The organism is Streptomyces asiaticus, from assembly GCF_018138715.1.
Classification (GTDB): Bacteria; Actinomycetota; Actinomycetes; order Streptomycetales; family Streptomycetaceae; genus Streptomyces; species Streptomyces asiaticus.
Genome location: NZ_JAGSHX010000006.1, coordinates 9,262,192 through 9,286,761, shown reverse-complemented (window position 1 = coordinate 9,286,761; position 24,570 = coordinate 9,262,192). Strand labels below are relative to the sequence as shown.

Here is a 24,570-nt window from a genome sequence, read left to right as displayed (position 1 = left end):
CGTCGCCCACGCCACTCGTGCTTCCCCTCTCTTCCCGCTTTCCGCCCGGCCATCAGGGCGGCGGCGTTCCCCGGCTCACCTCGCGGTACGGCCATGTGTCCGGCGTTCCCTCCGGGCGCCGTGCGCCGTCCTCCCCTCCCCGAGGTACACGGACGTCCGGTGACGCGACGCCGTATTCGAAAGGAGACAACGTGGCCGACCTCAATGGGTCCGTGACCCTGGAGGCCATCGACGCACCGATCGTGCGCCGCAGTGACGTCGTGGTGGTGGGCGGAGGCCCGGCGGGGGTCAGCGCCGCGGTCGCCGCCGCACGGGCCGGTGCCGAGGTGACACTCCTGGAGCGCTATGCGGCGCTCGGCGGCCTCGCCTCCGGCGGTATGGTCCTGGTGCTCGACGACATGTGCAACGCCGATGAGATCACCGTGAGCGGTGTGGTGGATGAGTACGTCGAGCGCATGGCCGCCATGGACCTGGCCGTCTACCCGCCCCCGGAGGAGCGGGTCTCCTCGCCCGAGGCATGGGCCAAGTGGAGCCGCTGGGGCGCCTTCGACTTCCACTCCCACGCCAGCCCCAAGCCCATCTGCTACGCCGTCGCCTTCGACCCGGACGGCTGGAAGCGGGTCTCCAACGACCTGGTGCGCGAGAGCGGTGTCCACCTGCGGCTGCACAGCTGGTTCTCCCGGCCGGTGATCCAGGACGGCGCGATCAAGGGCGTGGTGTGCGAGACCAAGGCGGGCCCACAGGCCGTCCTCGGTGATGTCGTCATCGACACCAGCGGGGACATCGACGTGGCCTCGCGCGCCGGAGCCCCGTACACCGAAGGCCGGTACATCGTCACCCTCGTCTCCCGCCTCGGAGGTGTGGACACCGACGCGGCGCAGCGTTTCGAGACGGAGAATCCCGTTGAGTTCCGGGCCGTCAACCGCAAGATCAAGCGCATGCTCGGCGGCGCCTGGGACCTGTGGTGGCTCAAGACCCCCGTCCCGGGCGTCGTGTGGTGCAACTGCCCGCATCTGACCGGCTACGACGGCGCCGACCCGACCTCCCTGACCGAGGCGGAGTTCGACGCCAGGGCACGGATGGGAGCCGTGGTGGAGTACGCCAGGCAATACCTCCCCGGCTTCGAGAGCTGCTATCTGCTCGACGTCGCCGAGCAGATGGGCGTCCGGCAGACCCGGCTGCTCGACGGGGAGTACGTCGTCACCAAGGACGACATCGTCTCGCGCCGCCACTTTCCCGACACCGTCGCCCGCGGCCGTGACTACTACTACCCCTATCGGTCGTTCGTTCCGCGGAGCGTCGACCAGCTCCTCGTCGCCGGGCGGCACTACTCGGCCACCCCGGACGCCCAGCGGATGTCCCGGGAGATTCCGCCCTGCATGGCGATGGGCCAGGCCACGGGTATCGCCGCGAGCATCGCGGCCGATCGCGGCATCCTCGTCCGCGACGTGCCGACGCGGGACATCCGGAAGCTGATGCGCGACCAGGGTGCCGACCCGGGCGACGTCCCCTCGGAGAACGCCACGATCGACGAGACGAACAGTGAGGCGGCCGCATGAGCACCCGACGGCTCCCGCTCGACGGTGTGGTCGTCGTCGACTTCACCCAGGTGTACGCCGGACCGTCCTGCACCCAGATGCTCGGCGACTTCGGCGCGGACGTGATCAAGATCGAGCGCCCCGGCACCGGCGATCTGTCCCGCACCTCCTTTCCCGACGAGGCGGGCCTCGACAACCCCGTCTTCTGGAGCATCAACCGCAACAAGCGCAGCGTCAGCATCGACACCAGGACCGAGGAGGGCAAGCGGGCGGTTCTCGACCTCGTCGCCCGCGCCGACGTCGTGACCTCCAACTTCCGGGCCGGCGTCATGGACCGGATCGGCTTCGGCTACGAGGCGCTGCGTGCCGTCAACCCCCGCGTCATCTGGGCCTCCGCGACCGGATTCGGGGAGAAGGGCCCGTACGCCCACAAGGGCGGCCAGGACATCCTGACGCAGGCGTACACCGGCGTCATGTGGCGCAGGGCCTCCGACGACACTCCGGTCAGCATCTATCCGACCAGCCTGTGCGACTACACCACGGGCATGCACATGGTGCAGGGCATCCTCCTGGCGCTGCTCCACCGGGAACACACCGGGGAGGGGCAGAAGGTGGAGATCGCCATGTACGACTCCATCCTCCATATGCAGATGCAGGAGGCGGCCACCCGGATGAACCGGGACGCGGAGATCAACTGGGCCGCGATGCCGCTCACCGGGGCGTATCAGACCACCGATGGCGCCGTGGTCATGGTCGGAGCGTTCAAACAGAACCCGCTTCGGGACATCTGCGCCGCCCTGGAGATCGGCGAGGACCTTTCGCTCCGCCCGGAGTACGCCACCGCGGAGGGACAGCAGCAGCACCGCCCCGAGCTGCGGCGGCTGTTCGCCGAGCGGTTCGCCACCGGGAGCACCGCCCACTGGATGAAGCGGCTGGAGGCACAGGACCTGCTCTGCGCGCCCGTGCGCACCATGGAGGAGGCGCTCCGCGATGAACAGACCATCGTCAACGGCATGATCGTCGAGATGGAACACCCCACCGAGGGCTCGGTGCGGGTCCTGGGCAATCCGGTGCATCTGTCCGCCACCCCGGCCGAGGTGCGCAGGGTGCCTCCAGGGCTCGGGGTCCACGGTGACGAGGTGCTGGGCGAGGCCGGTTACGACGCGGCCCGGCTGCGTGCGCTGCGCGAGGCGGGGGTGCTGCGATGAGCGGCGACGAGGCGGTGCGCGACGAGGTGCGCTGCGTACGGGAGCACGACGGGCGGGTGGCGCGGGTCGTCATCGACCGCCCCCGGGTCCTCAACGCCGTGGACCGGGCCACCACCGAGCGGCTGAAGGAGATCTGGGCCGAGATCGAGGCCGACCGCGGCATCCGCGCGGTCGTCGTCACCGGGGCGGGCGAGCGGGCGTTCTCCACCGGGGCCGACATGTCGGCGGGCGCGACCGCCAAGAGCGGTCTGGAGTACTGGGCCGGGCTGGACCCCGATGGCTTCGGGGCCCTGAGCCTGCGCGAGACCCTCGATGTCCCGGTCATCGCGAGGGTCAACGGCTATGCCCTGGGCGGTGGCATGGAGATGGTGCTGGGCTGCGACATCGTGGTCGCCGCCGAACATGCGCGGTTCGGCCTCACCGAGCCCAGGGTCGGGCGCATCCCCCTCGACGGAGGGGTGTTCCGGCTCATGGAGCGGATTCCGCACACCCAGGCCATGGGGCTGCTGCTCACCGGCCGCAAAGTCCCGGCCGCGGAGCTGTACCGGATGGGCCTGGTGAACGAGGTCGTGCCCGGGGAGCGGCTCGACGAGGCGGTGGATCGCTGGCTCGCCGAGGTGCTCGCCTGCTCGCCGGTGTCGCTGCGCGCGATCAAACAGATGGCGCGCGCCGGGGCCGGGCTCACCGCCCGTCAGGCGCACGCGCTGCGGCTGCCCGCGCTGATGGACGCGGTGGACAGCGAGGACGCGGCGGAGGGCGTACGCGCCTTCCAGGAGAAGCGTCCGCCCGCCTGGCCCGGCCGCTGAACCCGCCCCCGATCGAATGCCACGGCCACCGGAACGGGCCGAACAGCGAGGAGAGAACTCATGTCCATCCCACCGCGGCCACTGCCGCCCGGCGTCTGGGGCGTCGTGGCGACACCCTTCGCCGGCTCGACCCTCGATGTCGATGAATCGGCCCTGGCCCGCCTGGTCGAGCGTTATGCGGAGCTCGGTGTCACCGGGCTGACCGTGCTCGGCGTCTTCGGCGAGGCCGCCCAGCTCTCACGTGCCGAGCGCCGTGCCGTCCTGGAGGTCGTCCGCGACACCGTCGATCTGCCGCTGGTGGTCGGGGCCACCGGTCTGTCCACAGCGCCGGTCGTCGAGGAGGCCGAGCTGATCGGCGAGGTGGCGGGCGACCGGGTCGCCGGGCTGATGGCCCAGGTCAACTCCCCGCTTCCACAGACGGTCACGGCCCATTTCAACGCCGTGCACGAGGCCACCGGCCTCGGGCTCGTCATCCAGGACTATCCGGCGGCCAGCGGAGTCTCCATCCGCCCCGGGGACCTGGCGGCCGTGGTGCGCCGGGTGCCGTCGGCGGTCGGGGTGAAGGCGGAGGCGCCACCGACGCCCGCCGTCATCGGCGTCCTGGCGGAACAGACCGACATCCCCGTCTTCGGCGGGCTCGGCGGGCTCGGTCTGCTGGACGAACTGGCCGCGGGGGCCGCCGGGGCGATGACCGGTTTCTCGGCACCCGAAGGGCTCATCGCCTGCGTCGAAGCCTACCGATCCGGTGGGTACGAGGCGGCGCGCGAGGCGTATCTGCCCTATCTGCCGCTGGTCAACTTCGAGGCGCAGGTCGGGATCGGGCTCGCGCTGCGCAAGGAGGCGCTCCGGCAGCGCGGTCTGATCATGGAGGCCGAGGTCCGGCCGCCCGCCCGTGCGCTCCCCGAGAGCCTCGTCCCTCAGCTCCTTCGCCATCTCACCGCGCTGCCCCCGGCGGAGCGCGTGCTGGAAGGGGCGCGCTGATGGATCTGGGGCTGACGGGACGTACGGCCGTCGTCGCCGCGTCCACCGGAGGGCTCGGCCGCGCGGTGGCGGAGGCACTGGCCGATGAGGGGGCACGGGTGGTGGTCTCCGGCAGGCGCGGGGAAGTCGCCGAGAAGGTGGCCGCCGGGCTGCCCGAGGCGATCGGTGTCGAGGCGGACCTCACCACGCCGAACGGCCCGCGCGCCCTCATGGACGCGGCGTATGCGGCATACGGGCACGTGGACATCCTCGTCCTCAACGGCCCCGGTCCTAAACCGGGCCCGGCGGCCGGGGTCGACGACACCGATCTGGCCCGGGCGGCGGAGAGTCTGCTGCTCGCGCAGGCGCGCCTGGTCACGGCGGCGCTGCCCGCGATGCGCGAACGCCGCTGGGGCAGGATTCTGGCGATCGGTTCCAGCGGTGTCACCGCGCCGCTGCCGGGCCTCGCCCTGTCCAACGCGGGCCGGGCGGCGCTGGCCGGGTATCTCAAGACGCTGGCCGCGGAGACCGCCGCGGACGGGGTGACCGTCAACCTGCTGCTGCCGGGCCGGATCGCCACCGACCGGGTCGCCCGGTTGGACGCGGCCAAGGCCGAGCGGGAGGGGCGCACCACCGAGGCGGTGGCGGCCGCCTCACGAGCCACGATCCCGGCCGGACGGTACGGCACCACCGCCGAGTTCGGCGCCGTGGCCGCATTCCTGTGCGGGGCGCCCGCCTCGTATCTGACCGGTACCGCCGTGCGCTGCGACGGCGGTCTGGTGCGCAGTCTGTGATCCGCGGCGTGATGAACCGAGAGGCCCACCGATGACCGAGTCCGGCACTGTGCGGATAGCCAACCACCTCGCCGGTTCGGCGGCGGGGGAACCCACGGTCGAGCGCCGCAACCCCGCGGATCCCACTGATCTCGTGGCCGTGACCCCCGCCTCCGACGCGGCCGCGGTGACCGAGGCGGTCACCGCCGCCGAGGGTGCGCAGCCCGGCTGGGCGGCGCTGCCGGCCCCGGCGCGGGGCACCGTCCTGATGGACGCGGCGGAGATCCTGCGCGGCCGGCATGAGGCAGCGGCCCGCGATCTGACCCGGGAGGAGGGCAAGACCCTGGCCGAGGCGCGCGGCGAGGTGCGGCGCGCCATCGACGTCCTGCGCTACTTCGGCTCCGCGGGCTGGCGGCTGGGCGGGCGGACGTTCCCCAGCGCCACGCCCGATACGACGGTGCACACCCGGCTGGAACCGATGGGGGTGGCCGGGCTGATCACCCCGTGGAACTTCCCCATCGCCATCCCGGCCTGGAAGATGGCGCCCGCCCTGGTGAGCGGGAACAGCGTGGTCATCAAGCCCGCCGAGCTGACACCGGTGTCGGTGCGCCATCTCACGACGGCGCTGACGGAGGCGGGTCTGCCGCCCGGAGTGCTGAACGTGGTGCACGGCAAGGGGTCGGTGGTGGGTGAGGCGCTGGTCGCCGACCCGCGGGTGGCGGCGGTCTCCTTCACCGGTTCCACCGGTGTGGGCAACCGGATCCGTGAGACGGTCGAGCGCCGTCACGGCCGGGTCCAGCTGGAGATGGGCGGTAAGAACGCCGTGGTGGTGCTGGACGACGCCGATGTGGAGCAGGCCGCCGCGCTGGCGGCGGCGGGGGGCTTCGGTCTCACCGGGCAGGCGTGCACGGCCTCTTCGCGGATCATCTGCACCCCGGGGGTGCATGACGCGTTCGTCGAGGCGCTGGCCGCACAGGCCGACCGCTACCGGCCGGCCGACGGGCTCGTGGCAGGGACGGCGATGGGCCCCGTGGTCAGCGCCTCTCAACTGGAGACGGATGTGGCGGCGGTGGAGCGGGCACGGGCCGAGGGCGCCACCGTCGTCACGGGCGGAGTGGCGCCGGACGGGCTGTTCCTGGCACCGACGGTGCTCGCGGGAGTCGGCCCCGGCCACTCCTCGGCCCGGGACGAGATCTTCGGCCCGGTGGTGGCGGTGCTCCCGGCCGAGGGCCTGGACGAGGCCATCAGCCTGGTCAACGATTCGGTGTACGGCCTCGCGGCAAGTATCTGCACCCGGGATCTGACGGCCGCCCAGCATTTCGTGGCAAGGGCGCAAGCAGGAGTTGTCAAGGTCAATCGTCCCACGACCGGGCTCGATTTGAACGTCCCGTTCGGCGGGGTCAAGGACTCCTCCACCAATACCTTCCGCGAACAGGGGCCGACCGCGGTGGAGTTCTTCACCTGGTCGAAATCTGTCTATCTCGGCTGGTGAGTTTCACCGCCGTAAACAATGGCATTCGACAACGCTCCACCATTGCTGGTTCGAAGAAATGCTGATGTAGTGAAGGAAGCCATCGGAAGCAGCAGTTCCGTTTCACTGTTTCCGCCTCCGGAATTGAGGTAGTCATGAGCGACAAGGTTTCCCGGCGGAGATTCCTCGCCGTCGGCGGCGGTCTCGCCGTGGGCGGTTTCGTCACGGCCTGCGGCGGTGGGCCCGGCGGGGCGGGCGGCGCCGGCGGCACCGCCAAGTACCAGATCGCCTGGACGGGTGACAACGGCGTTCTCGGCGAGGTCGTCGCCGACGCGAAGGGCTGGTACAAGGAGGCCGGGGTCAACCTCACCTTCCAGCCCGGCGGCCCCAATGTGAACGGTGTGACCCTGGTGTCCGGCGGCGCCGCGGCCTTCGGCCAGAACGCGTCCAGCCCCGCCGTCATGATGGCGCGCTCCCAAGGGCAGCCCGTGCGGGCGTTCGCCGTGGGCGTGCAGCAGCATCCGCTCGCATACATCTCCCTGCCCGGCAATCCGGTCAGAAAGCCGAAGGACCTCATAGGCAAGACCGTCGGCATACAGGCGGGCGGCGATGTGGTCCTGGACGCGGTGCTCGCGGCGAACAACATCGACAAATCCAAGGTCAAGGTCCAGGTGGTCGGATCCGACTTCACCCCGCTCAAGCGCGGAAAGGTCGATGCCATGGCGGGCTGGATCACCAACCTCGAGGCGTTCTCCATCCTGGACGAATACGAGACACTGCGGGTGTGGGACTCGGGCGTCCATCTCTACGGCAATGTCTACTTCGCCACTGACGCGACGATAGAGAAGCGCCCGAAAATGCTCCAGGGATTCGTGGAGGCGACCGCCCGCGGCTATGAATACGCCCATGCGCATCTCGACGAGGCCGTCGAGATGCTGGTGAAGAAGTATCCCAGCCTGAAGAAGGAATCCCAGTTCAAGGCCAGCGAGGTGTTGCTGAAGCTGATCTTCACTGAGGCCACCGCCAAGAGCGGATGGGGCGCCATGAGCAGGGACGTCTGGCAGCAGCAGATCAGCCAGTACACACGGCTCAAGCAGTTCACCTCCAAGCCGCCGACCGTGGACAAGGTCATGACGACCGACGTTCTGCGGGCCACGGCGGCATCCCGACCCAAGCTCGGCTGACCGCCCCCGAGGGAGGAACTCCCGTGACAGCCAAAACAGCCATGGCAGCCGGATCAACGACCGCCGCGGACACCCCGGACTCCACGACGGCGACGCCGGGCGGGGCCAGGCCCAGGAACAGCGTCGAACTGGAAAACATCACGGTCACCTTCGCCACCGAACGCGGGGAGGTGACCGCGCTGCGCGACATCAGCCTCACCGTCGAGAACGGCGGATTCGTCTCGCTCCTGGGCCCGTCCGGATGTGGCAAGTCCACTCTGCTGCGCGTGGTGGCGGATCTGCTCTCCCCCACAGCGGGCACGGTCGCGGTGCTCGGCACCTCGGCACACCAGGCGCGCACCTCCCGTCGGCTGGGGTTCGTCTTCCAGGACTCGGCGCTGCTGCCCTGGCGCACCGCGCTGGAGAACGTCCGGCTGCCGCTCCAGGTCGGCGGCGGCACCAAAGCCGTACCGGACGCGGCGGACGCTCCGTCCCCCGAGGAACTGCTGACGCTGGTGGGCCTCGCGGGGCGGGAGAACGCCTATCCGCATGAGCTGTCCGGCGGAATGCGCCAGCGCGTCTCGATCGCCCGCGCGCTGGTGTGCCGGCCGCGGGTGCTGCTGATGGACGAGCCGTTCGGCGCCCTGGACGAGATCACCCGTGACCGGCTCAACGAGGAGCTGCTGCGCATCTGGGAGGCGACCGGGACCACCATCCTCTTCGTCACCCACAGCATCGCCGAAGCCGTGTTCATGTCGCAGCGGATCCTGGTGCTCTCCTCTCATCCGGGGCGGGTCCGTGAGCTGGTCCCGGTGGACCTGCCCTATCCACGCACCCTCGACGTCCGTGAGACCCCCGAGTTCACCGCGCTCGCCGCCCGCCTGCGCCGCCTGCTGGAGGATCGCTGATGCCGACCGCCACCGCCTCGACGCCATCGGCGGCCGCCGATCCCGACGTGAAGCCCGCCGGACGCGGGCGAGGTTCCGGGCGCGGCCGCGCCCGCCCGCTCCGCGCGCTGCTGCCGGTGTCCGTGGCGCTCGTCCTGCTCGCCCTGTGGGAGCTCGGCTGCCGCCTCTTCTCGGTGCCCCAGTATGTGCTGCCGATGCCCTCGGACATCTGGCGTTCCCTGAACGACGACTCGGCCCTGCTGATGGACAACGCCTGGCCCACCGTCATCGAATCCGCCCTGGGCTTCGCGGTGGGCAACGCGGTGGCGGTGCTGCTGGCCGTCGTCTTCGTCCACTACCGGCCGGTGGAGCGGGCGTTGATGCCCGTCGCGCTGTTCATCCGCACCATCCCCATCGTGGCCATCGCGCCCGTCCTCGTCATCATGATGGGCAACGGCTATGCCCCGAAGGTGGCCATCGGCGCGCTGATCTCGTTCTTCCCCACCCTGGTCAACATGGTGCGCGGGCTCCAGGCGGTGGACAAGCAGTCGCTGGAGCTGCTGCGGGTGCTGTCCGCCTCCCCCTGGGAGATCCTTTTCAAGGTGCGGATATACGCCTCGCTGCCGTATCTCTTCTCCTCCCTGAAGATCGCCACGGGCAACTGTGTGATCGGGGCGATCGTGGCCGAGTGGATCGGTTCCCAGCAGGGGCTCGGCTATCTCATCATCCAGACCACCTACAACTTCAACACTCCACAGCTGTACGCCGTGATGGTCATCGCCTCCGCCATCGCGATCGTCTTCTACGCACTGGTCGGCACGGCGGAGCGGCTGATCGTGCGTTGGGAGGCCAAGGCCCCCTGATGGAGCGGAAACCACTGGCCGCGGCCGACTTCCTGACCCTGCCGAAGGCCGAACTGCATCTGCACACCGAGGCCGCGATACGCCCGGACACCGCGCGGGAGTTCAGCGAGCGGTACGGGCTGCCGATGCCGCCGCTGGGCGACGCGTATCCGACGTGGCCGGTGTTCAACCATGCCTATGAGAGCTGCCGCGCGCTGGTGGGGTCGCTCGAGGATCTGCGACGGGTGGTCGAGGAGGTATTCGACGCGGCCCCGGACGCGGGTGTCGTCTGGACGGAACTCCATCTGGGCCCACATCTCTACCGGGATCGGCTGGGCCCGCCCGAGGCCCTGGTGGAGGCCGCGCTGGACGGCCTGGCCGCGGCAAGCGGCGACGGCGGCATCATCGTGGGGATCGGGCGCGACCGGAGCCCGGTGGAGGCGGCCGAGGCGGCCGCCTTCGCGGTCCGCCACCGCGAACGCGGCGTCGTGGCGATGGGCCTGACCGGAGACGAGGCGGGCCGTCCCGCCGACGACTTCGCCGAGGCGTTCCGCGTCGCGCGCGAGGGAGGCCTCGCGGTGGTCCCGCACGCCGGGGAGAGCGGCCCCGCCTCGAGCGTGCGCAACACCGTGGAGCTGCTCTCCCCCGACCGGGTGTGCCACGGCGTACGCGCCGTCGAGGACCCCGGGCTCATCCGTGAGCTGGCCGAGCGGCGCATCTGCCTGGACATCGCGATCACCGGCAACGTCATGCTGAAGGCCGTCGAGTCGGCCACGGCCCATCCCCTGCCCGCCCTGGTCCGCGCGGGCGTCCCGGTGACGCTGAACAGCGACGCGCCGTATCTGTACGGCGTCGGCATCCTCGACGAGTACGCCACGGCACACAGCCGCTACGGCCTGAGCGCCACCGACCTCGCCCGCATCGCCGCGGACTCGCTCCGCTTCTCGGCCGCCGGGCCGGATCTCGCGGGCCGGATGCGGGACCGGATCGACGCCTGGGCGGCCCACCACGGCTGACCGCCGGGATGACGCTCCTAGAGCGTCTGGCGCCGCACCAGCTCATGCAGCTTGCCGCCCGCGATGGCCATCAGCTCGGCCGGGGCCCCCTGCTCCACGATCCGGCCGTCCTCCATGACCAGCACCCGGTCGGCGTCCATGACGGTGGACAGCCGGTGGGCGATCACCAGCCGGCTGGCGTTGAGCCGCCGGGTGCTGTCGATGACGATGCGCTGGGTCTCGTTGTCCAGGGCGCTGGTGGCCTCGTCGAAGAAGAGGATGCGCGGACGGCGGATGAGGGCCTGAGCGATCATCAGCCGCTGCCGCTGGCCGCCGGAGATGGCGCCGCTGCCGGAGATCATGGTCTGGAGCCCCATGGGCATCTGCCGGATGTCCTCGGCCAGACCCGCCAGTTCGGCGGCCTCCATGGCCTCCTCGGGGGTGTACGGCTCGGCGCCGCGGATGCAGTCGAGGATCGTGCCGCCGAGTGGCTGGGCGTTCTGGAGGACCACCCCGCACTGGCGGCGCACGGCCGCCTGGTCGAGGGCGGCGAGGTCCTGGCCGTCGTAGAGCACACTGCCGGACACCGGCCGTTCGAAGCCTATGAGCAACCGCAGCAGGGTCGACTTGCCGCAGCCGCTCGGGCCGACGACGGCCACGAACTCGCCCGGCCGGATCTCCAGCGAGACATCGTCGAGCACCAGCGGCCCGTCGTCGCCGTAGCGGAAGGTGAGGTTTCTGGCCCGGAGGTCACCGGAGAGCCGCCCCGGCTGGGCGCTGCCGCCGCGCACCTCCGGCGGCTCGTCCAGGATTGGCTTGACCTGCTCGAACATGGGCAGGACGGCGACCACGGAGACCAGGGAGTTGGTGAGCTGCGTGAGGGAGGTGAGCAGCATGGTCACCGAGGTGTTGAAGGTCAGGAAGGCGCCCGCCGACATGCTCCCCCGCGCCGGACCGGCCAGCAGCATGAACACGGCGAGGGAGACCAGCGGGAGGTAGACGGAGTCCAGCACCTGGGTGAGGTTCTTGATGCGCCCGGTGCGCTGATGCAGATCGCGGGAGTGGGCGAAGCCACGGGCCCAGGCCGCGTAGGCGAAGTTCTCGGCCGCGGCGACCCGCAGCTTGGGCAGACCGCGCAGGGTCTGGAACGCCTGGTTGTTGAGCTTGTTCTCGCTCTCCACCAGCCGTCGCTGCCAGCGCACCTGCCACAGCCCCATGCCGAGGAAGACCCCGGAGACCACCAGCAGTACGGCGATCACCGCGAGCGCCAGCGAGGCGCTGTAGTACAGCAGCAGAGCGAGGTTCATCACGCCCACGGTCCCGGCCTGGAGGACCGTCGGGGCGACCCCGGACATCACCCGGCGCATGGTGCTGATGCCCATTGCCGCGCTGGCCAGCTCTCCGGTGGAGCGCTGGGCGAAGAAGGTGGTGGGCAGCCGCAGCAGCCGGTCCCACACCGCGGGCTGGAGGGTGGACTCCAGCCGCCCCTCGAGCCGCAGCAGGGTCAGGTTCTGAAGCAGCATGAAGGCGGCCGCCACGACGCCGGCGACGATCAGGGCCAGGGAGATCTGGACGATGGGGCTCTTCTCGGCGCGGGGCACGAAGCCGCCCAGCACCTGGCCGGTGGCGAGCGGCACCAGCGCGCCGAGCGCCACCGTCACCAGCCCGCCGATCAGGAGATTGCGGAAGTCCCCGGCGGCGCCGCGCACGCTGAAGCGCATCAGCCGCCACACCGTCATCGGCCGGTCGGGCAGCGGACGGTAGAACATCACGCCCCGCGGCTCGAACTCCTCCGCGTTGCCGCCCCCCACACGGATCCGCAGCCCGGAGGCGGGGTTGACCGCCTCGTACCGGCCGCGCCGCCACAGCAGCGCCACCGGGGCCCCGGACTTGGCGCGGTAGCCCACCAGCGGTCCGGCGTCCTCCCGCCACCACTGGCCCTCCAGCCGGACGGCCCGGGTGCGGATCCTGGCGTGGGCGGCGATGCGCTCCACCGGGTCCGTACGGTCGTCGGTGGCGCGGCCCCGCTGCGGATCGGGCAGGGTGATCCCGGCGGCCTCCGCCACCGCGCGGCACACCGCGTGCACGGCGTCGTCGGTGCTCTCCTCCGACGGCCGCCGGTCCCGGCGGGGCCCTCCGATGGAGGCGATCAGCGCCTGGTCGGCGCGGGTGCGCACGGCCTCGCCGGCCCGGATACCGGCCGCCGTACGGTCGGCGTGGGCCCGCTCCATGGTCTCGATCCAGCGGTCCACGGCGGTGCCGAGGCGGTACTGCTGGTTGACCATCCGCTGCCACAGCGCGCCGTCGATCAGCAGGTCACCGGCGGCCTGGGCGCTGTACTCGGCGCCGTATCGCACACTGCCGGACGGCACCGGAAGCCAGAGCAGGTCCTCGTCGTCCGCCTCCGCCTCGGACGCGGCCCCGCCGTCCAGCGGGGCCTGGAAGAGGACGCCGAGGCTGCGGCTCACCCCGAGCGCCACGGCGTGCTCCAGCGGGGTGGGCGGGGTGTCCTGGAAGCCACCGCCGTACGTGGCGTACGGATCGCCGGGCCGGCCCGTGCCGTACGCGTCGTGGGCCTCCGGGCGGTACAGCTCGCGCAGCGGGATGCGGCGCACCTGGCAGTCCTGCGAGGGCCTCCCCAGCAGGGTGTGGCGCGGCCCCTCGACCGGGCCGGGGAGCGCCGCGCCCGTCTCCAGGCGGCCGAGGAAGTGCCACTGCCCCTCTTCGGCGGCGTCCACCGCGAACAGGTCCAGGGCGCCGCCGACGACGAGCCAGAGCACCTGCGGGCCCTCCAGCGGAAGGCTGCGCAGCCCGGCGCAGTCGACGGGCGTACCGAGGGCGCCCAGCGCCTGGACCACCGCGTCGCCGCCGTCCGCGGCCACCGCCGCGGCCGGGTGAACGGACGCCATGTCAGTGCTCCTTCATCAGCTCGGCGTACGGGCCTCCGGCGGCCGCGAGATCCTCGTGCCGGCCGCGTTCGACCACCGTGCCGCGGTTCAGGACGAGGATCTCGTCGCTGTCCCGCACGGTGCTGAGCCGGTGGGCGATCACCACACACGCACAGCCGCGGCGGCGCAGGTTGTCCATGACGAGCTGCTCGGTCCGCGCGTCCAGGGCGCTGGTGACCTCGTCCAGCACCAGCACGCTGGGGCGGCGCACCAGGGCGCGGGCGATCTCCAGCCGCTGCCGCTGGCCGCCGGAGAAGTTGCGGCCGTCCTGCTCCACCCGGCAGTGGATCCCCTCCGGGCGCCGCGCGATCACATCGTAGAGCGCGGCGTCCCGCAGGGCCTCCACCACCGCCTCGTCCGAGATCGACGGGTCCCACAGCGCCACGTTGTCCCGCACCGTCCCCTCGAAGAGGAAGATCTCCTGGTCGACGAAGGAGACGGAGGCGGCCAGGGCGCCGCGGGGAATGTCCTCCAGGCGCTGTCCGTCGATGCGGATGACCCCCTCCCAGGGGGTGTAGAGGCCGGAGACGAGCCGGGAGACGGTGGACTTGCCGCTGCCGGAGGCGCCGACCAGCGCCACCTGCCGGCCGGGGCCCACGGACAGCGAGAAGTCGCGCAGCAGCGGCTCGTCCAGCGGGTTGTAGCCGAAGGTGATGCTCTCCAGGGTCACCTGCCCGGTCAGCCGACGAGTGTCCTCGCGCGGCTCGTCGCGGGTGTAGAGGGAGTCCACCGGGAAGTTCTCCACGTCCTTGAGCCGGGCCACGTCGGCGGAGAAGTCCTGGATGCGCCCGGCCACTCCGTTGAGCCGGGTGATGGGCGCGGTGAAGCGGGTCACCAGTGCCTGGAAGGCCACCAGCAGACCGATGGAGATATGGCCCTCCACGGCCCGCAGCCCGCCGATCCAGAGGATGAGGGCGCTGTTGAGCGTGGCCAGGGTGGGCGCGACCACGGCCAGTACGGAGCTCGGCACGCCGAGGCGCTGCTGCTCCTCCAGGGTGATGGCGTGCTGACCGGCCCAGCGGCGGAAGTAGCCCGCCTCGCCACCGGTGGCCTTCACCGTCTCGATGAGCTGGAGACCGGTGTACGAGGTGGTGGTCAGCCGCGCGGTGTCGGCCCGTAGCTTCTGGGTCCTGGTGGCCCGCAGCCGCACCACCACCCGTATCGCCACCACGTTGAGCAGCGCCAACCCGACGCCGACGCCGGTGAGTTGGGGGTCGTAGGTCCACAGCAGCACGGCGTAGAGCACCACGACGACCCCGTCGACGGCCGCGGCGGCCAGATCGCGGGCGAGCGTCTCGGCCACGGTGTCGTTGGAGCGCAGCCGCTGGACCAGGTCGGCCGGGCTGCGCTGGGCGAAGAAGGTGACGGGCAGCCGCAGCAGATGGCGCAGGAACCGCGCGCTGCTGAGGGTGGAGGAGATGATGCGCCCGCGCAGCAGGTTCGCCTGCTGGACGCCGGTCAGCACGGCGGTGAGGACCACCGCCACGGCCATGGACGCGAACAGCGGCTGAAGCGTCGAGTCCTGGCCGGCGATCAGGAAGGTGTCGATGAAGGTGCGGCTGAGCGCCGGGACCGCGGCGCCCACCGCCACCAGCAGCAGGCTGGCCAGCAGCGATGCGAGCAGGGTGCCGGTGGTGCCGCGCATGCGCGCGGGCAGGGCGCCCAGCACCCCGGGGCGGCGTCCGCCCCGGCGGAAGGAGTCCTCGGGTTCGAAGACCAGGACCACACCGGTGAAGCTGGTGTCGAACTCCTCGATGGGGACGAAGCGGCGCCCCTTGTCGGGGTCGTTGATGTGGACGCCGCGCTTGCCGAACCGCCGCCCCATGCCGTCGAAGACGACGTAGTGATTGAACTCCCAGAACAGGATGGCCGGGGCCTGAACCTCCGCGAGGGCCTCGGGCTCCATCTGCATGCCCTTGGCGCGCAGGCCGTAGCTCCGGGCGGCCTTGAGCAGGTTGCTGGCGCGCGAGCCGTCCCGGGAGACACCGCAGGCGATCCGCAGCTCCTCCAGCGGAACATGGCGCCCGTAGTGTCCGAGCACCATGGCGAGCGACGCCGCACCGCACTCCAGGGCCTCCATCTGGAGCACGGTGGGGGTGCGTACGGTACGGCGGCGGGGCTTCCTCGGCCCGGCCCCCCCACGCGGGGCGCGGCGCCGTCCGCGGGCCGGCTGGGGGCGGCGGGCCCCACTGCTTCCGGCGGGTGCGGGCCGGGGCGGTCCGGCCTCATTCGTCGCGGTCACGGGAGCAGCCAATCGATGGGGTGCTGGGCGTCCAGGTGGACGGTGCCGTCGGTCAGGGTCATGGAGCCGAGGGCGAACGGCGGGCCTTCGGGGGACGACCAGCGGTAGCCGGAGCGGGTGCTTCGCTCGCGGTCGAGGCGTACCTGGACGGCGACCGGCGGGCCGTGCTTGGAGAACTCCTCGCCGAGTTGCTCACTGCCGAGGTAGGAGCCGATCTGCTGACTGGACTGGGCGGTCCGGCCGACGGCCCGCACCTCACCGCGGAGCGCACCGTAGGTCTGCGTCGGCGCGGACTGCACACTGAGGTCGACCGAGGCGCCCACCCGCACCGAGGCCGCCCGGTCCGCAGGGACGAACAGGGTCGCGACCAGGGGGTCGTCGGAGTGGCGGACCCGCTCCACGGAGGCCACGTTCGCGCCGGTGTTGAGCACCGAGCCGATCGAGGCGGAGAGGGTGGTGAGCCGGCCGGCGGCGATGGTGCGCACGACGGTGGTGCCACGAGTGGTGCGGACCTTCAGCAGCGGCGCGCCCGCCGGAAGGGTGCTGCCCTCCTGCGCCAGGACGGAGGTCACCTGGCCCGCGATCGGGCTCTGTAGCACATAGCTGCCCTGGCCGTGGGTGAGGATCCCGGTGGCGTCGAGGGTGTTGGACACGGTGCCCGTGACGGCCCATACGGCGGCCCCGGCCATGACCACCACCGTGACTGCCAGCGCCAGCCACCCCTGGGGACGGGCGTAGCGCACCGGCAGGTCGATGTCCTCTGCCGACTGCGCCTTGGAGAGGGCCTGCTGGCGGAACTGCACGAGAGTGTTTCCTCAACCGCTAAGGGAGTGATCGAAAACCGGGAAGGGAGTGATCGAAGAGGGCGCCGTGGACCGCCGAGTGCCCCGGACCAGGCGGGCCCGGGGCACAGGGAAGGCGGTCTGTCAGCCTCAGAGGCTGCCGACGACCCCACCGACGATGCCGGTGGTGTTCAGGCCGGTGACGCCGTCAACCGTGCCGGTAACGGTGCCGAGGGCGCCGGTCACCGGGGCGGTGACGGAGTCGACGGTGCCGAGGACGTCGCCCACCGGGTTGCCGATCCCGCCGGCCACGTTGTCCAGCTCGGCGTCGGAGATCTCCTGGGTCGCGACCTTGGGCGCGTTGTTCATTGTTGCGTCTCCCTTGGGTGACTGTCTCGTTGAGCTTGCAAGCAGCGCATGGGTGCCAAGGGGAATCGGCACCCGCGGCATGGTCACGGGGTTCCGGTGGGAACCGGGGATCCGTGGATGCCTTAGCGCGGAAACGGATGTAATCACGGGGCTCGCCACGCTGCGAATCAGCCAAGTCCGGAACCGGGCATTCCGCCACTTTCCGATCACACGGCGGGCACAAGCGCGCACCTCATCGGCGCTGTTCCCTCACAGAAAGGTCACAGACCTCACCGGGCGGTGCGCCCCTTGTGTGAGGTGACGCGCATCATGTCGGGCCTGCCCGCCACGGCCGGAGCCGAGGTGACACACGGGCGGGGCGCACACATGGAATGTGTGTAACAGGTGTGCCGATCACTTGAAGACCGGGCGAACGAAGCGACATGCGGCGCTGGGCGGCACGGGAATGCGACATGTGCGACTTCAAGCCACCCGGCCCACCTCCGGCACCGCCTCGCCGTCCGGCACCGGTCCGGGTGCGGTGCCGTCGCCGAACGGGCGCCCGCCCAGCTCCTCGCGGTGATGCGGCGTCAGCCACCCGGAGAGGTCGGGGCCGAGCGGAACGATGCGACGGGGGTTGATGTTGGTGTGCACCTGGTAGTAATGGCGCTTGATGTGGTCGAAGTCGACGGTGTCCCCGAAACCCGGCGTCTGGAAGAGATCACGGACATACCCCCACAGCACCGGGTCCTCGCTGAGCTTGTTGCGGTTGCACTTGAAGTGGCCGTGGTACACGGCGTCGAACCGGACCAGCGTGGTGAACAGCCGGATGTCGGCCTCGGTGATGGTGTCGCCGACCAGATAGCGCCGCGTGGCCAGCCGCTCGGACAGCTCGTCGAGGCGGGCGAAGAGCCGCCGGTACGCGTCGTCGTAGCTGTGCTGGTGCTCGGCGAAGCCCGCCCGGTACACACCGTTGTTCACATCGCGGTAGATCCCCTCCGCCACCTCGTCGATCTCGGCCCGGTGCTCCTCGGGGTACAGATCCGGGGCGCCCTCGCGATGGAGGGCGGTCCACTCGGTGGCGAGGTCCAGAGTGATCCGGTGGTAGTCGTTGGTGACCAGTTGGCCACTGGGCACGTCCACCACCGCGGGCACGCTCACCCCGCCCGGATATCCCGTCTCGCGGGCGTCGTACGCCTCGCTGAGGAACCCGATACCCAGTACCGGGTCCCGGGCCCCCGGGTCCAGGGTGAAGCGCCAGCTGCGCTCGTCCTGGATGGGGTCGGTGATGGCCAGCGAGAGGGCCGGCTCCAGGCCGAGCAGCCGCCGTGAGACCAGCGCTCGGCTCGCCCAGGGGCAGGCCCGGCTGACCACCAGCCGATAGCGCCCGGCCTCCACCGGCCAGCCGTCCCGGCCGTCGGCGGTGATCCGGTCGGCGAAGTGCGGCGCGGAGCGGCGGAACTCCTTGCGTTCGCGGGGTGTCTCCTGGTCAGCGGTGTTCAACGGGACCACCTACCACCTTCCGAAGTGCCACGGGTGACATCTACCCGGTTCCACATCTCGGGAAGGGGTATTCCTCACGGAACGGACAGGGTGGCTGGGTGGCTGGGTGGCTGGGTGGCTGGGTGGCGATACGGAGCGGGTGGCGCCGGAGCGGCGCACCAGCGTTCAAGACCGGAGGGCAGGGCGGGGGTCAGGGTCGGGGCATGCCTGAAGACAAGGGATGGAAGAGCCCGTACCTCCTGCTCACGGTCACCATGCTGCTGTGGGGCAGCGCCTTCTCCAGCTCCAAGTCGGTGGTGGCCCAGCTGCCGCACACCGTGGCGGCGCTGCTGCGCTTCGGCGGCGGTGCGGTCGCCCTGCTGGCGGCGGTGGCGGTCTTCGGCAAACCGGCGGCCACCCCGGCCGCGGCCGCCCCGGGTTCCGCGCGTGGCGGCGGGCGGCGCGCGGCGCTCGCGGGCGTCCTGGGGGTCTTCGCCTACAACGGTTTCTTCTTCTGGGGGCTGTCGCTGGCGCCCTCGCTCGACGCGGGCATCGTCATCCCCGTCCTCAGCCCGGTGCTGACCAGCGCCTTCCTCCTGGTCACCGGCCGTGAGCGGGCCTCCGGGGGGCGGCTGGCGGGGCTCGCCCTCGGGCTCGCCGGAGCGGTGGTGTTCTTCTTCGGCGCGGGCGGCAGCGCACACGGCGGCACCACCCGGCTCACAGGCGATCTGCTGTATCTGCTCAGCGCGGTGTGCTGGGCCGCGTACACGCTCATCGGACCCCGGGTGCTGGCCGGGATCGACCCGCTGCGCGCCACGACGTACGCCACGTGTGCGGGGGCGGTGCTGCTGGGCGCGCTCGCCGCACCCGATCTCGGCGAGGTGCACTGGGACGGGCTGCCGGCCGGCCTCTGGCTGAACGTGGTGTTCCTCGCGATCGGCCCGGCCGCCGTGGCCAATCTCCTGTACTACCGGGGAGTGGGGGCGGTGGGCCCGGCTTCCGCGTCCTTGATGATGTTCATGGTCCCGGTGGTGAACACCGTGTGCTCCATGGTCTTCCTGGGCGAGTCCTTCGGCGCTCTCCAGGCGCTGGGCGCCCTGGTGCTGCTGTCGGGCGCGGTGCTCGCCGTCACTCGGGGACGTGTACCGGCACGTCCCCGGGCGCGAACCGCGCCCACCGCGGGAAAGAAGCCCTCGGAGCTGTGAGCACCGTACGGCGCCGGGTGCGCAGTCAGTCCCCCGGGGGGAGCCCGGTGATGTGCAGGGCGTGCACCAGGTCGTGGATCCCGGAGCCGGTGGTGAGCAGATCCCGGCTGAGCAGGTGTTCGGCGGCCCGCAGATGGGCCCTGACGGTGTTCCGGCTGAGACCGAGGTGGCGGGCGGTCCGCTGGGCATCGGTGTTCGCGTCGATCCAGGCGCGCAGGGTGGTGTGCAGATCGCGGCCGCGGGTGTCCTGGAGCGGGGGAGGAACTCCCGCGCCCAGGCGTGGGCGGGCTCGGTGCGGAACAGCTCGTCCAGGGTGGGCACCGGCCGCCCGTCCCGGGCGCCGAAGCCGCCGTCCGGCTGCCCTCCGGTCAGGCAGAAGGCCAGGTCGAGGGCGGTCCGGGTGCGTACGTCACCCAGGTCCAGGCCGAGGGTGGCGTCCACCCGGCCGAGGTGGTGGGAGACGGTGTTGCGGCTGATGTCCAGCAGCCGGGCCACCGCGGACCGGGGGAAGGTGACGGCGAGCCGGGTGATGTCCAGGGTGACTCTCGGGGTGGATCCCAGTGGCCGCAGCAGGGCGCGGGCCCAGGCGCCCGCCTCCGTGTGGGGCAGCAGGGGCACCAGCGGTGTCCGGCCGAGGTACGCGGCCATCCGCTCGGGCGTATGGCGCGCGGCGGCCAGGGCGTGCAGGGCCTGCCCGTACGCCTCGGCCGTCGCGCCGAGCGAATACGGACTGCTGATGCCCAGCGCGTAGTGCCAGTTGTCCCGCACCAGGCGGCGCAGCACCGCGCTCCGGCCGTGGGCCGTCTCCGGGTCGCCGGCGACGCCGGACCCGCCCCCGACACCGGACCTTTATCGACCGGTACACGGGGCCTCGGCCGGTGCCGTACGCATCAGGCCGGTCCCGCGGGGCGGGTCTGTCGCCTGGGGGTGTCCACGCAGGCCAGGGCCCCGCGTGGGGCCGTGGCGGGGCCTGTTAGGTTGACGTGCTCAGTTGTAACGGGGAAAGGGGTTCACGTGCGCAAGGCAGTGCACATGGCGGTCACTTCGGTCATCGTCGGCCTTGTCGTCAGCGGCTGCGGAGGCGGCGACGGCGGGAAGAAGGAATCGAAGCCGAGCGGTGGAGCCACCAAGGCCACCCAGGCCGCCCAGCAGTCGCCGAGTTCGGGCCCGTCCGCCCGGGGCACGGTCATCGAGCGTTCGGCGGGCTCCTGGAAGTCCATCGTGGCGGCGAAGTCCGCCGACGACCTGGAGACCCTCACCGTCGCGGACGGCAAGGTCACGGCGAAGGGCCCGAAGCTCGACTGCACCGGCACGCTCAAGCCCGGCCAGAAGGGCGGCGAGGACGAGCCCTCCCTGACCCTGTCGTGCAAGGGCGGCAGCGACGGCGGGCGGGGCCAGGGCACCGTCGGGATGAAGGGCGACGACGCCCTGGCGATCAACTGGAAGGGCCCCGAGGGCGGCTTCGGCGGCCCCATCGACAGCTTCCGCAGGGCGGGCTGACCCTCAGGGTCCTCAGGGGCCTCGCTGACCCTCAGGGTCCTCAGGGGCCTCAAGGTCCTGAGGGGCCTCAGAACACATCAAGGTTCAGCCGTCTGACGAAGCACCACGCCGAACGGATCGGGGCCGGCCTTCAGGCCACCGAGCGGAACAGGCCTTCCAGCGCCATCGCCACCTGGTCGGTGGAGAGCGGGTCGGCGACACCGCCCGCCGCGTAGATACCCCGGTCCAGCTTGATGCCGCGCGTCATCGCGCCGAGCAGCGCGGCCAGTTCGGTGCCCCGCAGGGCGGGCCGGTGGCCGGCCCGGTCGAACAGCCCGTCCAGCATGGTGCCGATCCGGCGGCTGAACCGCTTCTCGTGGTCCACCAGCGCGGCGGCGGCATCGCCGTCCCGGAGCGCCATCAGCCGGAATTCCAGGTGGATGAAGACCGAGCGGGTGTCCAGGTACTCGCCGTTGAAGATCTCGGCGAAGGTCCGGGCGAGCTGGGGGGCCAGATCCCGCTCGGTGTCCATCTCGTCGATCCGCTCCCCGATGTAGTCGGCGGTGCGGTCGCTGTGCCGCCGGAAGACATCGAGGAAGAGCTTCAGCTTGCTGTCGTAGTTGGAGTAGAAGGCCCCGGTGGTCCTGCCCGCGCACTGGCAGATGTAGCCGATCGACGCCCCGTGGAAGCCGCGTTCGGCAAACGCCCGCTCCGCCCCGACGATCAGTGCTTCCACGGTCTTTGACCGCTGCGGCGGCATCGGTGTGCCCCTCTCCCCCAGCTGTTCGGAAACCTGGCCAGATCCGTACGGTAGCCGATCTGTCCCCCTGTTCAGTAGGGAACCCTATCGGTAGCGTTCCCTATCGAAGACCGCGGCCGACGACTCCGGGACGTTCGACCCGGGACAGTTCGAGGATCACGAAGGAGAGCCATCGTGAACGCTCCGATGCCCACGACCCATGACGACCTACGAGACCTCCACGACCTCCCTTCGTATCCGAAAGAGCGGGACGACTACATCAACCCGGCACGCGCGCTGCTCACCGGGCCGCCGATCAGCCCGCTGAGGTTCGCGGGCGGCAGCACCGGCTGGCTGGTGACCGGGTATCACGAGGCGCGGGAGGTGCTGAGGGACCCCCGGTTCAGCGCCGAGCGCTGGCGGGGTGACGACGCGATGCGGCCGGTCCCCGAGTCGGTCCGCAGGGACCGGAGCAGCGGGGCGGGGTCGTTCCTGGCCATGGACGCGCCGCAGCACGGCCACTACCGGGGCCAGCTCACGCGGTACTTCACGGTGAGGCGGATGCGGGAGCTGGAGGCCCGCATCGAGGACATCGTGGCCGACCAGCTGGACGCGCTGGAGGCGGCGGGCAAACCGGCCGACCTGGTGCGGCACTTCGCCCTGCCCATCCCCTCGCTGGTGATCTGCGAGATGCTCGGCGTGCCGTACGAGGAGCGGGAGCTCTTCCAGTCCGTCGCGGCGCGGCTGCTCCGCCAGGACCGCACCGACGCGGAGTTCGTCGCCGGGAAGACCGAGCTCGACACCTTCCTGCGCACTCTGGTCGAGGCCAAGCGCAAGGATCCGCGGGACGATCTGATCTCCCTGCTGACCGCCGTCGACGAGCTCGACGACGAGGAGATCGGCGGTATCGCGGGGCTGCTGCTGATCGCCGGTCACGAGACCACCACCAACATGCTCAGCCTCGGCACCTTCGCCCTGCTGCGCGACCCCGAGCAGCTGGAGCGGCTGCGGGCCGACGAGTCGCTCCTCCCCCAGGCCGTCGAGGAGCTGCTGCGCTACCTCAGCATCGTCAACGCCTTCCCCGTCCGCATCGCGCTGGAGGATGTCGTCGTCGGCGGTGTCACCGTCACCGCGGGCCAGTCCGTGGCCGTCTCGGTCCCGGCGGCGAACCGGGACCCGGCGCTGGTGGACGACCCGGACAGGCTCGACGTGGGACGCCCCCGCAGCAGCCACCTCGCCTTCGGCTACGGCATCCATCAGTGTCTGGGGCAGCATCTGGCCAGGATCGAGCTGGTGGCGGGCTACCGCGGACTGCTCCGCCGGTTCCCGGGGCTGCGGCTCGCCGTGCCCCCGGAGCAGGTCCGGATGCGCAGCGACATGGTCATCTACGGAGCGCATGAACTGCCCGTCACCTGGTGACGGCGCCGGGCCCTGACCAGGCCCGCCCTCCATACGACAGAAATCGTCACATGAGCTCCACAGACGCGGAGTTCATGTGATGATTCGGTGACCCCGGCCCGTCCGGGCCGGGGGTGTGGAGGGATAAATACACGTGAAGTCAACGACCTTCAGATCCGCCGTGGGGGCCGTGCTGACGGCGGCCCTGTCCGCCGTGGTCCTGCCCGCCTCCGCCGCGAGCGCGGCGGAGAGCCCGGCGGCGGCCGGCACCGTGGACACCGCGACCGCTCAGTCCTTCGGACGGCTGGCCGACGCGGTGCTGACCCAGCGCACGGCGGCTCTGCTGGACAACAACAAGCAGTCGGTGCGGCGCGCGGCCCCGCTCGCCGAGAAGAACGTCCGCCTGTCGGCCGGGCAGACCCGGACCGAGGACACCGCGCTGTCCACGCTGCGCACCCGCAAGGCGCGGCTCGCGGCCCTGGGCGAGGCGTACACCTCCGCCGACACCCGGGTGGCGGTGGACCGGATACGGGTCGAGGCCGGACACGTCACGGTCCAGGCCACCGAGACCACGACGCTGACCTACAAGAAGATACGCGGCGACGAGCCCGCCACCACCGGCTTCCAGGCGCACCACCGGCTGAGCTTCGCCGCCACTGCGGACGGGAAGTGGCAGCTGACCGGCCTCACCTCGACCGACGACGGCCCGCTGGCGGTCAACGAGCCCGCCACGGCGCGGGTGGCGACGGCCCGGACGACGGTCCTGCCCGAGGCCACGCCCGCCGCCATCTCCAAGCCGTCCCAGCCGCAGACGAAGCCCGCCGGAAGCTACAACTACGCGGCGATGGCCTCGTACGCGGAGAAGTACTGGCAGAACTACAACCCCGCCTACCGGAAGTTCAACGAGGCCGGCGGGGACTGCACCAACTTCGTGAGCCAGTCCCTGAAGGCGGGCGGCTGGGCCAACAAGTCCGGCGACGCCGAGGACTACCGCAGCTGGTGGTACGACACCTCGTACCAGTCGATGTCCTGGGTGGGCGTCAACGAGTGGTCCTGGTTCACCCTGGACACCAAGAGGGCCACCAACCTGGCGAACGTCTACTACATGGGCGTCGGTGACGTCATGCAGATGGACTTCGACAAGGACGGGTCCAAGGACCACACCATGATGGTCACCTACCGGAGCTCCAGCGGTGTGCCGTACATGACCTACCACTCGGTGAACACCTACCGGAAGTCCGTGGCCAGCATCATCGCCTCGTACCCGAACTCGCTCTACTACGCCTACCGCACCTGAGGCGCCC

At 71.2% G+C, this 24,570-nt stretch carries 21 protein-coding genes and 1 pseudogene; 14 read left to right on the top strand and 8 right to left on the bottom strand.

The genetic code is table 11. The annotated features are described in order from the left end of the window. Nucleotides 1-191: 191 nt before the first annotated feature. The 10 genes from KHP12_RS46775 (at nucleotide 192) to add (ending at nucleotide 10,664) form a co-directional block, all read left to right on the top strand. Nucleotides 192-1,559 carry an FAD-dependent oxidoreductase gene (locus KHP12_RS46775; protein ID WP_276328610.1) on the top strand — a complete coding sequence of 456 codons (1,368 nt, stop codon included), beginning with the start codon at nucleotides 192-194 and terminating at the stop codon, nucleotides 1,557-1,559. Beyond that, entirely contained in the window at nucleotides 1,556-2,746 is a 1,191-nt protein-coding gene (locus tag KHP12_RS46770; protein WP_086879947.1) for a CaiB/BaiF CoA transferase family protein, read from the top strand. Before KHP12_RS46775 ends, KHP12_RS46770 begins: the two co-directional genes overlap by 4 nt. Further along, nucleotides 2,743-3,552 carry an enoyl-CoA hydratase-related protein gene (locus tag KHP12_RS46765; RefSeq protein ID WP_086879948.1) on the top strand — a complete coding sequence of 270 codons (810 nt, stop codon included), beginning with the start codon at nucleotides 2,743-2,745 and terminating at the stop codon, nucleotides 3,550-3,552. Before KHP12_RS46770 ends, KHP12_RS46765 begins: the two co-directional genes overlap by 4 nt. 60 nt (nucleotides 3,553-3,612) lie before the next feature. Beyond that, a complete protein-coding gene (locus tag KHP12_RS46760; RefSeq protein ID WP_086879949.1) occupies nucleotides 3,613-4,533 on the top strand; it encodes a dihydrodipicolinate synthase family protein in 921 nt (306 codons plus the stop codon). Continuing rightward, entirely contained in the window at nucleotides 4,533-5,306 is a 774-nt protein-coding gene (locus KHP12_RS46755) for an SDR family oxidoreductase (protein WP_086879950.1), read from the top strand. Before KHP12_RS46760 ends, KHP12_RS46755 begins: the two co-directional genes overlap by 1 nt. Before the next feature lie 31 nt (nucleotides 5,307-5,337). After that, nucleotides 5,338-6,777, top strand: a complete 1,440-nt coding sequence (locus tag KHP12_RS46750; protein ID WP_086879951.1) for an aldehyde dehydrogenase family protein — start codon at nucleotides 5,338-5,340, stop codon at nucleotides 6,775-6,777. Nucleotides 6,778-6,911: 134 nt separating this feature from the next. Next, nucleotides 6,912-7,940, top strand: coding sequence for an ABC transporter substrate-binding protein (locus KHP12_RS46745; protein WP_086879952.1), 1,029 nt, complete (start codon nucleotides 6,912-6,914; stop codon nucleotides 7,938-7,940). Between the two features lie 23 nt (nucleotides 7,941-7,963). Further along, nucleotides 7,964-8,827: an ABC transporter ATP-binding protein gene (locus KHP12_RS46740; RefSeq protein WP_244202534.1), complete on the top strand. Its 864-nt coding sequence runs from the start codon at nucleotides 7,964-7,966 to the stop codon at nucleotides 8,825-8,827. Beyond that, a complete protein-coding gene (locus KHP12_RS46735; RefSeq protein ID WP_086879954.1) occupies nucleotides 8,827-9,669 on the top strand; it encodes an ABC transporter permease in 843 nt (280 codons plus the stop codon). The genes KHP12_RS46740 and KHP12_RS46735 overlap by 1 nt, the downstream gene beginning before the upstream one ends. Further along, nucleotides 9,669-10,664, top strand: a complete 996-nt coding sequence (gene add / locus KHP12_RS46730; protein WP_086879955.1) for an adenosine deaminase — start codon at nucleotides 9,669-9,671, stop codon at nucleotides 10,662-10,664. The genes KHP12_RS46735 and add overlap by 1 nt, the downstream gene beginning before the upstream one ends. A 17-nt stretch (nucleotides 10,665-10,681) precedes the next feature. On the opposite strand, the gene KHP12_RS46725 is transcribed toward add, so the two are convergent. The 5 genes from KHP12_RS46725 to KHP12_RS46705 all read right to left on the bottom strand — a co-directional run bounded on the left by KHP12_RS46725 (nucleotide 10,682) and on the right by KHP12_RS46705 (nucleotide 18,466). Beyond that, on the bottom strand, nucleotides 10,682-13,552 hold the full coding sequence (locus KHP12_RS46725; RefSeq protein WP_086879956.1) for an NHLP bacteriocin export ABC transporter permease/ATPase subunit: 2,871 nt from the start codon (nucleotides 13,550-13,552) through the stop codon (nucleotides 10,682-10,684). Between the two features lies 1 nt (nucleotide 13,553). Next, the gene (locus KHP12_RS46720) at nucleotides 13,554-15,833 is read right to left on the bottom strand and encodes an NHLP family bacteriocin export ABC transporter peptidase/permease/ATPase subunit (protein ID WP_372455282.1); all 2,280 of its coding nucleotides are present in this window, start codon (nucleotides 15,831-15,833) and stop codon (nucleotides 13,554-13,556) included. After that, on the bottom strand, nucleotides 15,830-16,636 hold the full coding sequence (locus tag KHP12_RS46715; RefSeq protein WP_086879958.1) for an HlyD family efflux transporter periplasmic adaptor subunit: 807 nt from the start codon (nucleotides 16,634-16,636) through the stop codon (nucleotides 15,830-15,832). The genes KHP12_RS46720 and KHP12_RS46715 overlap by 4 nt, the downstream gene beginning before the upstream one ends. 129 nt (nucleotides 16,637-16,765) lie before the next feature. After that, the gene (locus KHP12_RS46710; RefSeq protein WP_086879959.1) at nucleotides 16,766-16,984 is read right to left on the bottom strand and encodes a type A2 lantipeptide; all 219 of its coding nucleotides are present in this window, start codon (nucleotides 16,982-16,984) and stop codon (nucleotides 16,766-16,768) included. Between the two features lie 462 nt (nucleotides 16,985-17,446). Next, nucleotides 17,447-18,466 (bottom strand): glutathione S-transferase family protein, encoded by a 1,020-nt coding sequence (locus KHP12_RS46705; RefSeq protein ID WP_210608940.1) that lies wholly within the window; start codon nucleotides 18,464-18,466, stop codon nucleotides 17,447-17,449. A gap of 203 nt (nucleotides 18,467-18,669) precedes the next feature. Between KHP12_RS46705 and KHP12_RS46700 the strand changes: the two genes are divergently transcribed. Further along, nucleotides 18,670-19,650: a DMT family transporter gene (locus tag KHP12_RS46700; RefSeq protein WP_086886380.1), complete on the top strand. Its 981-nt coding sequence runs from the start codon at nucleotides 18,670-18,672 to the stop codon at nucleotides 19,648-19,650. Between the two features lie 25 nt (nucleotides 19,651-19,675). Here the strand turns inward: KHP12_RS46700 and KHP12_RS52000 are convergent, their stop codons facing one another. Together KHP12_RS52000 and KHP12_RS46690 are read right to left on the bottom strand one after the other, a co-directional pair. Next, nucleotides 19,676-19,855, bottom strand: coding sequence for a helix-turn-helix domain-containing protein (locus KHP12_RS52000; RefSeq protein WP_244203493.1), 180 nt, complete (start codon nucleotides 19,853-19,855; stop codon nucleotides 19,676-19,678). A 230-nt stretch (nucleotides 19,856-20,085) separates the two neighbouring features. Further along, a pseudogene (locus tag KHP12_RS46690) lies at nucleotides 20,086-20,298 on the bottom strand (helix-turn-helix domain-containing protein); the annotation flags it as partial. A gap of 366 nt (nucleotides 20,299-20,664) precedes the next feature. Between KHP12_RS46690 and KHP12_RS46685 the strand changes: the two are divergent. Beyond that, entirely contained in the window at nucleotides 20,665-21,150 is a 486-nt protein-coding gene (locus KHP12_RS46685) for a hypothetical protein (protein WP_143678509.1), read from the top strand. A gap of 130 nt (nucleotides 21,151-21,280) precedes the next feature. On the opposite strand, the gene KHP12_RS46680 is transcribed toward KHP12_RS46685, so the two are convergent. Then, a complete protein-coding gene (locus tag KHP12_RS46680) occupies nucleotides 21,281-21,889 on the bottom strand; it encodes a TetR/AcrR family transcriptional regulator (RefSeq protein WP_086886382.1) in 609 nt (202 codons plus the stop codon). 174 nt (nucleotides 21,890-22,063) lie between these two features. On the opposite strand from KHP12_RS46680, the gene KHP12_RS46675 reads away from it, so the two are divergent. Both KHP12_RS46675 and KHP12_RS46670 read left to right on the top strand, forming a co-directional pair. Continuing rightward, nucleotides 22,064-23,287 (top strand): cytochrome P450, encoded by a 1,224-nt coding sequence (locus KHP12_RS46675; RefSeq protein WP_211834635.1) that lies wholly within the window; start codon nucleotides 22,064-22,066, stop codon nucleotides 23,285-23,287. A 133-nt stretch (nucleotides 23,288-23,420) separates the two neighbouring features. After that, nucleotides 23,421-24,563 carry an amidase domain-containing protein gene (locus KHP12_RS46670; protein WP_086886384.1) on the top strand — a complete coding sequence of 381 codons (1,143 nt, stop codon included), beginning with the start codon at nucleotides 23,421-23,423 and terminating at the stop codon, nucleotides 24,561-24,563. The last annotated feature ends 7 nt before the right edge of the window (nucleotides 24,564-24,570 follow it).